Below are 9,570 nucleotides of genomic sequence, written 5' to 3'. Positions count from 1 at the left end.
TGACATTACGGCTGTTGAGTACGACCCGAACAAGTACGCCCGCATCGATACCGGCGCACGGATTGAAGACCGCCCGATCTCCGTTATCCCGCCCGGCGTCCAGGCACCGCCGACGAACGTCAGGATCAGCGAGAACTCAGCAACGATTCAAGGGCTGGCCGTGGCCACGCTCTATGTGACGTGGGACAGAGCTGAGAACGCAATAGCGTATGAAACAGAATGGCGCAGGGATAACGGTAACTGGATCCCCGGCCCGCGAGTATCAACGCTGGGCTTTGAGATTCAGGGCATCTATGCTGGTCGCTATCAGGCCCGCGTCCGGGCGATAAACCCGGTTGAGATTTCGAGCGTGTGGGCCAATGCGCCCGAACAGCAGCTCCACGGCAAAATCGGCGAGCCGCCCGCACTGGCCAGCTTTACCACCACCGGGCAGGTATTCGGTATTGTGTTGAACTGGGCATTCCCGCCCGGCGCAGAGGATACCCAGCGTACTGAGATTTGGTACAGCACGCAACCGGACGGCACCGGCGCTATGCACCTGGGGGATTATGCCTACCCCCAGCGGAGCCACACAATGACCGGCCTTGCAGCCGGTGTGCAATTCTGGTTTCAGGCTCGACTTGTTGATCGCCTTGGCAATGCCGGGCCGTGGACAGCTTGGGTAAAAGGCTCATCAAGCAGCGAAGCTGATGAGATTCTGGACTATCTCACCGGCCAAATCACTGAAACCCAACTCGGTAAAGACCTGCTGGGGCCGATAGAAGACGCCAGCCAGCTAAAAAATATGTGGTCCATCAAAGTTGGCAAGACTTGGGATGGAAAGCTTTACTCTGCAGGGATTGGTGTCGGTGTGGAAAACACCCCGGCAGGAATGCAGAGCCAGGTGCTTTTCATGGCTGACCGATTCGCGTTTTTAAATGTCACAAACGGCGTGGTATCAACGCCATTTGCCATTGATGGTGGGCAGACATTTATTAATGCTGCGTTCATTAAAGACGGCACAATTACTAATGCTAAAATCGGTAACTATATTAGTTCCAATAATTATATTGCAGGTAAATCAGGATGGTTTATCAATAAGGATGGTAATGCTGAATTTCAGGCTGTAACAGTAAGGGGAACTATTTTAGCTGATAATGGATATTTTAAAGGGGATATTACAGGAGCAAATGGCACATTCCTAGGCACGGTGAAAGCAAATAGAATTCAAGGTGATTTAGTTGATATCAACAACCAGGTCACAAATGTCAATCTCAACAGATGGATAGAAAGCGGTGGTTACGTTGATATTAATATAGCGTATATACAAGCTGCTGAATTTGGTCGTCATGGATTCATTACAGGACTCCTACCAGGAGTCATGCTTTATCGTAGCGACGATTGGCAGACGAAAATTTATGCAAAACCGGGTAGTGTTGTTAGTGCCTTGGGCCTCGGCGGGGCAATAGCTGACGTCGCCTTGTTTTTGAATGGCCTGTTAATAGCACAGACAGATGCTGCGAATGATAGTCCGCTAGGTGAAGGTAGAGGGGTATCAATACCAACTACGCCGTTCAGCATAAATGCAAACACCGGGAGTTATTTAACACTACGCATTAAAAATGTTGGAAGGGAAGGGAACTGGATAAGTTGCCAGTTGCAATGCGCAATAACAGCATCACGGGCAACGCCTAACATCGTATTTCTTGTTTAGTGAAATTCTTAATTAACCATACCCGCCGTAGCGCGGGTTTTTTATGTGGAGAATAAACCATGGCAGTTATTAGCGGTATTCTGAAAGACCCGATCGGCGGCCCGCGCGTCGGCGTAGTAATCGAATTACGCGCAATCAGAACGTCAGCGACAGTTGTTAACCAAGCTCGTTCTCAGTCGATCACTGATGCGGCCGGGAAATACACGCTGACTGTAGAGCCTGGTGCATACGATGTAATGATCACGGCGGGTGGCCGTCAGCCTGAGCGCGTGGGCGGTATCACAGTAGCGCTCAACTCGCAGAACGGGACGCTGAACGACTTTCTGACAATGCCTGGTGAAGCCGATCTCACTCCTGAGATTGTGGCCACTGTTGATCGTATGCGTGCAGAAGCGGCAAACTCAGCAGCAGCGGCAAAGACGAGCGAGACAAATGCTAAGGCAAGTTCAGATAATGCTGCAGCGGTGCTTGCAAATACGTTCACAAAAACCCAACTCAGCAACCTGAATTTTTCGCCAACTGAAGCAACCGCAAACGCAGTATGGCGCAAAGTCGGCACGGTGAAGAACATGGTCCAGGGTGGCCAAACTATCGTTATCAGGATCGGCGGGACTGCATCGTATAACGGGCATCCTAATGCTAACGGCTTACTGGATATTGTTATTCGTACCGGCAGTGGCTCTGTAACGGGTGTTAATACAGTTGGCCGTGCATCAGCAACCGCGTTTATTACTAACGGCATAGGATTTGTTGGCTCAACTCAATTAATCAGCGACCTCGGATTGATTGAAACAGCGGCTAATACGTTTGATTTATATCTGAAGTTTAACCCATTCGTGAGCGGCATTTCGGCGGCTATTAGTGCAACGTCGATCTCACATATTGCAGATAACTGGACGTGGGGAAAAACAGAAGTAGCTGACCCTACAATCGTTTTAGAGCGTGAGATAATCAAAGTTTGGACAGAGGCCAGCTTACCGAATCCACTAAAAGTTGGCGATTATGGTTTTGGTTCGTATATGCCAGTAATCCTTGATGCCACTACGATTAATGATGCTGGGGTTAACAGATTTTTCCGCGTCCCTCAAAATACCGCAAATGCACCAAGCATTGCAGCTCAGGCTGGTTTAATGGCGGGGTACGACAGCGGCTCTCGCTTTCAGATGACTTGGGAACAAGGGGTATTAAATCCTTCAGTAGCAACACGAGTGCGAAACGCTACAACGAACGCGTGGGGGCCGTGGGTCACTTTTTGGCACACAGGAAACTTACCGACTCCATTAAAAGCTGGCGATTATGGCTTGGGTGGTGGTCCGTTGCATCAGGATGATACAAAGCAGACCATTGGCCGAATTTATCGTGTTACAACCAGCTCACTTAACAAACCCACCGCTGAACCATTATACGGGGTTTTATCGCTACCGATGGATGGCACTCCATCTGTCGGATATGTTTTCGTAAGCGCCACAGGTAAATTACGAACCGGGTTATCTGGAGCGTCGGGTAATCTTACTTCGTACAATATTTGGGGTGACTACAACACTACAGTAGACGCCAACGGCAACATCAAAAAGGCCTCTCCGATCGTCAAGCTGTTCGGTACCGGTGAATGTGAGCTCAACGAGCATAGCCAGGGCGTGACAACTGAGCGTATCAGCGAAGGGGTTTACCGGGTTTCCGGTGTACTTGGTTTTAACTCCGATGGCGCATGGGGTGGCCCGAACGGCGGTATCGGCTTACCGAAGGACAATAACGATCTGGCTTTGGTATGGGTGGATTATGAAGTCGATGAGTCCGGCGATCTGCTGATCAAGACTTTCCACCGCATCAACTCTACTGCGCCGAAGTTCGCACAGAACATTGTTGCCGGTTACAAGGAAGGTCAGCCGATCGACATTCCCGCTGGCCGCTGGATTGACCTGCGTGTAGAGATGCCAGCGGGCGACGAGCCAGAACCAATCCCAGAGCCCGATGCAGTACCGGATACCGATCAGCAGCCTGAGGCAGAAACTGAGCAGCCGGCCGAACTGGAACAGGGCGATACGCCGGAGGCTGAAACCAAGGAGTGATGACGGTGCCGGGATGGATCCCGGCTTGCAATTTATGGGTTGTGTACTAGATTTATCTTTGCCGTTTAATTGTTATTTAAATCAAAGGAATTGTTATGATTAAAAAAACTTTACTAATGTCAATCTTTGCTCTGGGTATGACTTCCTTCGCCTCTGTTGCTGCTGATGCTGCAGCTATGGCACATGAAGACGCGGCGGTTAAGCATGAAGCCGCGGTGAAGCACCACAAGAAGGCTGCTAAGCATCATGAAGAAGGAAAACACGAAGAGGCCAAGAAAGAGTCTGCAATGGCCTCTGAAAGCTCTAAAGTTGCTCATGAGAAAACCATGAGTGCTGATGCTGAAAGCACCAAGAAGTAAACCTAATGACGCTACCCCTACTTTGGTTTTGTAATGTGTGCTGATACTTTATCGCTGATGTTGGGGTGGCGTCCGTATCTCAGATGATGACCCTTCAATTTAGTTAACAGTTATGCATCGTCCTATAATTTGAAGTATTAATGCCATGCCCACCAACTAATTATGTTGAAAGCAGCGGCCGACAACAGAAGAACTAATGTGACTAAAACATCGGTGTCTATGTCTGGTTTCAAGCAAAAAACCTCACGTAATGGCATTAGGTTATGAAATATAGCCGCCATCTGTGAGTTTGCAACTTTCACGACTGAAACCAATCTTCAGCACTTTCCCATGTCTCCTGCAGTACCTCTTCGATCACCTCTCTGTCTGCCGGTGTACCACCGCGAACAGATAACCCATCACCACCAGCCAGCCGAACGGTTGCTTCAACGTCAGGAAATCTGCGCAGCAGGCGCTTGTTCAGTTCAACGGCCAGCGCAGCAGCGGCACCGTCAGGCAGCTTCTTTTTCTTGTCGATCGTCACTTCAACGTAAAGCATGATTAGTGCCTCCAGATATCAGCCACCAGCCATTGATCGGCCTCTTCAAACATTTCCTCAACTAGCGTCCTGGCTATCTTCTGCTGAGCCTCTTTCATGTCGTCGAACTTCAGCCCGCTGGTGGACGCAGGTTTCACAATAACTTCGGTACCGGGCAACTTCTTACTTACACGCTTATTTAACTCATCCTGGGCAAGATCCACTCCTTCTTTCGGGAATGTTGGGTTCTTGGTATCGATGCTTAACGTAATGCGCATAGCAGTATCCTCGCTGAGTGAATTACTGTTTATTTGTACAGTATAAAGCAAGAGAAAAAGCTTCTGCAAAACTATTTTTAACTGCCTGTTTTAAAAGTGGTTTTTAATTACAATATTTTCATGGTTTTCAGTGGTTGAAATGGAGATAACTATTTTATAAACAGTTGGTTATCTCCATTCCGCTCACCTAATGAAGCAGTATATCGAGAAGCATTCACCGCTGGATGCGGCGGCGTTTGAACCTAAGGGTGAGATTGTTTATCAGTAAAGGGATTTTACCTTGGCTAAGCGCAGCCTGGCAGCAGGCTGCGCTTAGCCAGCAATCAAGCCGTTGTGCAACAAAAATCAGGTAACAGAAAAATCGCGCTTTCCGTTTTACATGCGTTTAAAAGTGACATTGAAAGGTTTGCTGGCTCCCCTCCCATTTCCAATCTACCCAGTCGGGCATTTATTTCGAAGTGTGAAATATATCCTAGTATTCTTTATTTCCCTCTGTTAAACATCTCTTATGTTTTACAAGACTTGGAGTCTTCCAAGGTGTGTACTTTTCTACTCGGAGAGGGATTCTGTGATAAAGACGAAAAGTGTAATCATTAGCATGCTTATTTCTTTAGCATTGGTTGGCTGTGATAGCGCTGAAAAAAGCACGACGCAGAGCAGCAATAATAATGGAAGCAATAGCAGCAATAATAACGGTGGTAATAATGGCGCTGATATTAAGCCACCGAGCACTGCCCTGCCTTACTTTGCCGACTGGGAGAACGTTAACAGCGTCATCAAAAAAGATCCGGCAATGGAAACAGAAATTCAGCGCATTCTGGCGATGATGACGCTGGAAGAAAAAGTGGGCCAGATGATACAGCCTGATTTACGCGATGTGACGCCCGAAGAGGCAGAACAGTATAAATTAGGGTCTATCCTGAACGGCGGCGGCGCGGCGCCAGGCAATAATAAGTACGCCACCGCTGAAGAGTGGGCGAAAGAGGCGGACAAATATTGGTTAGCGCTGGAACGTGTTTATGAAGGGCGCGGATTCAGGATCCCGTTTATGTGGGCAACGGATGCGGTGCACGGCCATAACAACGTGTTTATGGCAACGGTTTTCCCGCACAACATCGGCTTGGGGGCAGCGCGTAACCCCGATCTGATTGAAAAGATCGGTGCCGTGACCGCGCGCGAGATTGTCGCTACCGGCTTGGACTGGACGTTTGCCCCAACCGTGGCCACGCCGCGTGACTATCGCTGGGGCCGCGTATACGAAGGTTATTCTGAAGATCCCGAGATCGTTTACGAATACGCGAAACGCATGGTTCAAGGTATTCAGGGCGGTGAGGAAGGCCTGAAAGGCGAACTGAACGTGATCTCGAACGTTAAACACTGGGTCGGTGACGGCGGCACGCTGCAGGGTATCGATCACGGCCAAAACCGCTATACCGAGGAATATCTGCGTAATATTCACGCCATGGGCTATATCGGCGGCCTGAGCGCAGGGGCACAGGTGGTGATGAGTTCATTTAACTCATGGTGGAACCCGGCCAACGTCGATCCGATGCTAGAAAACCCCTATTACTCTGCTGCAAGCACCGACTCTGGCTACATGCAAAACCAGAAAATCCACGGCTCAAAGTATCTCATCATCGATGTGCTGAAGGGCAAAATGGGTTTTGATGGCCTGGTGGTGACCGACTGGAATGGCCAGGGTGAAATCAACGGCTGCTCTGCGGCCAACTGCCCGCAGGCCGTTATCGCGGGTAACGACGTTTTTATGGTGACATCACGCAATGATTGGCACGCATTTTACCAGAACGTCATCGATCAGGTTAAATCCGGCATTATCCCGATGGAACGTATTGACGATGCGGTCACCCGCATTCTACGCGTTAAAATGCGTGCCAACCTGTGGGAGAAACCGATGCCCAGCCAGCGTGCGTTGGCGGGGAAACAGGAGGTGCTCAGCGCCCCTGAGCACGTTGCGGTAGCGCGTCAGGCGGTATCCGAGTCTCTGGTGCTGTTGAAGAACGAAGCGCAAGCGTTGCCATTGAAGAAAGGGGCGAAATATCTGGTGGTGGGCTCTGCGGCCAACGATATCACCAAACAGACCGGTGGCTGGTCGTTATCATGGCAGGGAGATGGCAACACCATCGAGAAAGACTTCCCACACGCACAAACCCTGTTAATGGCCATGAAAAGCGTGGTTGGCGCGGAGAATGTGGTTACCGACGTTACGGCTACCACGCCTGAAGAGGCGGTGGCGGTTGTCGTGATCGGCGAAGATCCCTACGCTGAAATGTTTGGGGATATCTCCAAGTCACAAACGCTTGAGTTCGCCGCGCTGAAATCGAAATACCGCAAAGATTCAGAGCTGATTAAATCGCTTAAAGAGCAGGGCTATAAAGTGGTCACGGTGTTTTATTCCGGGCGACCGCTTTATGTTAACGAAGAGATCAATCACTCTGATGCCTTTGTCGCAGCCTGGTTGCCCGGCACGGAAGGGCTGGGCATTACGGATGTGCTGTTCGGTGATAAGGACTTTAAAGGCAAATTGTCCTACACATGGGGAGCAACTAAATGTTCCACCACCATTAACCGCGCTGCACCAAACCTTGCTGGCTATATTACGCCCGTTGACGGCATCACCGGCCAGGTGATTGAACAGGAGCTTGATGGTGAATATGGGCAGCTCTTTCCATACGGCTACGGCTTGAATTACGCCGGTAAAACCGACGTCGCCGCGACGGAAGCAGATTTGAATAATCTTCCTCTGGATCCCCGCGATTATGGCTGTGGTATATCTGCACCGGATACCGGCGTTGCGGATACCCCGCTAGAGATCTACGGCAAAAATGCGAAAGGCGAATTTGTTGCGGCCATGTCGGGAGATATTAACGGTTGGGCTAAGCATGAAATAACCAAAGGTGAAACGACCATTGGTTCGTTAACCACCAAGGGGATCGATTACCAAGGGATGCAGCAGTCAGCTCTGAACGTTAATTTCACCGGGGAAACCGAAGGTTTTGTCGGTAAGTCTGCCGCTCAGATCTATATGCAGACCACTGATGGCAAAGGGGCGGATTACAATCGCTATGTGAATGCTAAATCGACCATCGAGTTCGATATTCGCATCCATTCAGGCAATCCCGCGTTGGTTAATTTGTCTACGCACTGTGAATATCCTTGCCGGGGTGAGGTTAACATCGCCAATGTTCTCCCCAAACCTTCAAGCGAGTGGTCGACAATTAAAATCCCCGTTCAGTGCATGGTAGAAACGGGAATGTCGTACCAAATGATGAATACGCCTTTCCTGATCTACACCGCTGAAGCGATAAACTTTGATATTGGTGCCATCCGCTATGTGCCGCAGCCGGACGGTTTACCCAAAGATGCCATTCCCTGTGAGACGTTCCATGCCGCTGAATTACCGCCGTTAGAGGGGGCAAGCTACGATATTCTGGCTGACTTTGGCGCAACAAAGGTAACCAGCGATCAGTACAATACGGATAACTGGCAATCTTTACCGGAAGGGGTTACGCATATGACCGTAACAGAGGCCGACTCTGTGATTGGCATTGCTTATAATGTGCGCAGCCCGGAGTCATATAAAGGCCTGCTGCACCTTAATTTCGCCCCCCAGAATCTCAAGCAGTTTGCCAATGGCCATTTACAGTTCGATATTTTTGTTAAATCGCTAGGTGCGCAAAAGCAAGACTCTGAGCAAACGGGGTTAGTGATTAAAGTCGGCGGTAATAAGGGTGATACCGGAGATATCTTTGTCGATTCCCTGGCAGGAGCCAAACTGGTTCTTGGCGAGTGGAAAACGATCGCGGTCCCGATGAGCACCATCACGTCTAAAGTGAGCAATGCTTATTTTGATCAGAGTATTAACAGCTTCACGGTATTCCCTGCCTGGGGCAATACGCAGGCGGGCTTTGAGTATGATATTAAGAACATCAAGTTTCTTAAGTAACCCTAGGTGCAAACAACGGTGGTGATGCTGCCACCGTTGTTTAATGGGGTTTTCAATCCCGTTTGGCGATATCGGCAAAATTGCCGCTGAGTAAACGGCATAAATCGCCAGCGGCGAGCTCAATATCCAGCCCGCGTTTGCCGCCGGAAACGAAAATCGTGGTGAATTGCTGTGCCTGGCTGTCGATCACCGTCGGCAGCCGTTTTTTCTGCCCGAGTGGGCTGATCCCCCCCACCAGATAGCCGGTGACACGCTGTGCTAACAGCGGATCGGCCATCTCGGCTTTTTTGGCCCCCAGCGCTTTGGCGACCTTTTTCAGATCCAACTGGGTTGCTACCGGGGTGACCGCCACCGCCAGATGCTTGCTATCGCCGTTGAGTGCCACCAGCAGGGTTTTATAGACTTGCTCGGCGTTCAGCCCCAGCTTTTTCACCACTTCATCACCGAAGTGGGTTTCTTCGCTGTCGTGATGGTAAGGATGAAGGGTGAAAGCCACCTTTTGTTTTTCAAGCAGTACCACTGCGGGCGTCATAAGAGAGGTTCCTAAACGATAAGAAGGTTGCAGTTTGCGACCATAAAATTACAAAAACGCCGCCTGCTAAGCAACCCGTGCCGGCAATAAGTAAAGGCAGTTGCCAATAGGTTCACCAGATTGCTACCCTGTCTATTGTAACCGCTAACACGGCTACA

General features: G+C 49.9%; 7 protein-coding genes and 1 pseudogene. 5 read left to right on the top strand and 3 right to left on the bottom strand.

The window, feature by feature from the left end; translation table 11 throughout:
* The 3 genes from WG891_RS15050 to WG891_RS15040 all read left to right on the top strand — a co-directional run.
* Nucleotides 1-1,693: phage tail tip fiber protein (locus WG891_RS15050; protein WP_337263311.1), on the top strand; the 1,693-nt coding region annotated here is incomplete at its 5' end.
* A gap of 59 nt (nt 1,694-1,752) precedes the next feature.
* Complete coding sequence (locus WG891_RS15045) at nt 1,753-3,762, top strand: phage tail fiber protein (protein ID WP_337263312.1); 2,010 nt, start codon at nt 1,753-1,755, stop codon at nt 3,760-3,762.
* 95 nt (nt 3,763-3,857) lie between these two features.
* Complete coding sequence (locus tag WG891_RS15040) at nt 3,858-4,121, top strand: hypothetical protein (protein ID WP_337263313.1); 264 nt, start codon at nt 3,858-3,860, stop codon at nt 4,119-4,121.
* A 298-nt stretch (nt 4,122-4,419) separates the two neighbouring features.
* On the opposite strand, the gene WG891_RS15035 is transcribed toward WG891_RS15040, so the two are convergent.
* Together WG891_RS15035 and WG891_RS15030 are read right to left on the bottom strand one after the other, a co-directional pair.
* Entirely contained in the window at nt 4,420-4,659 is a 240-nt protein-coding gene (locus WG891_RS15035; RefSeq protein ID WP_337263314.1) for a DinI-like family protein, read from the bottom strand.
* A gap of 2 nt (nt 4,660-4,661) precedes the next feature.
* Entirely contained in the window at nt 4,662-4,916 is a 255-nt protein-coding gene (locus WG891_RS15030) for a DinI-like family protein (RefSeq protein ID WP_337263315.1), read from the bottom strand.
* Between the two features lie 181 nt (nt 4,917-5,097).
* Here WG891_RS15030 and WG891_RS15025 point away from each other — a divergent pair.
* Together WG891_RS15025 and WG891_RS15020 are read left to right on the top strand one after the other, a co-directional pair.
* Nucleotides 5,098-5,184 (top strand): annotated as a pseudogene (locus WG891_RS15025) (5'-nucleotidase C-terminal domain-containing protein); the annotation flags it as partial.
* Nucleotides 5,185-5,514: 330 nt separating this feature from the next.
* On the top strand, nt 5,515-8,880 hold the full coding sequence (locus WG891_RS15020) for a glycoside hydrolase family 3 protein (protein WP_337263316.1): 3,366 nt from the start codon (nt 5,515-5,517) through the stop codon (nt 8,878-8,880).
* A gap of 52 nt (nt 8,881-8,932) precedes the next feature.
* Here WG891_RS15020 and ybaK read toward each other — a convergent pair whose 3' ends face one another.
* A complete protein-coding gene (gene ybaK, locus WG891_RS15015) occupies nt 8,933-9,412 on the bottom strand; it encodes a Cys-tRNA(Pro)/Cys-tRNA(Cys) deacylase YbaK (protein WP_076940611.1) in 480 nt (159 codons plus the stop codon).
* Nucleotides 9,413-9,570: the final 158 nt, after the last annotated feature.

It is taken from the genome of Serratia sp. MMO-28 (genome assembly GCF_037199905.1).
Lineage (GTDB): Bacteria > Pseudomonadota > Gammaproteobacteria > Enterobacterales > Enterobacteriaceae > Chania > Chania oryzae.
The sequence above is the reverse complement of the archived record's forward strand: the minus strand, read 5'-3'. Positions and strand labels throughout refer to the sequence as shown.

Excerpts from the sequence above, each read along its gene's own strand:
- WG891_RS15045 (WP_337263312.1), top strand. The coding sequence starts at position 1,753 with ATGGCAGTTATTAGCGGTATTCTGAAAGACCCGATCGGCGGCCCGCGC.
- WG891_RS15020 (WP_337263316.1), top strand. The coding sequence starts at position 5,515 with ATGCTTATTTCTTTAGCATTGGTTGGCTGTGATAGCGCTGAAAAAAGC.
- WG891_RS15035 (WP_337263314.1), bottom strand. The coding sequence starts at position 4,659 with ATGCTTTACGTTGAAGTGACGATCGACAAGAAAAAGAAGCTGCCTGAC.
- WG891_RS15040 (WP_337263313.1), top strand. The coding sequence starts at position 3,858 with ATGATTAAAAAAACTTTACTAATGTCAATCTTTGCTCTGGGTATGACT.
- WG891_RS15030 (WP_337263315.1), bottom strand. The coding sequence starts at position 4,916 with ATGCGCATTACGTTAAGCATCGATACCAAGAACCCAACATTCCCGAAA.
- ybaK (WP_076940611.1), bottom strand. The coding sequence starts at position 9,412 with ATGACGCCCGCAGTGGTACTGCTTGAAAAACAAAAGGTGGCTTTCACC.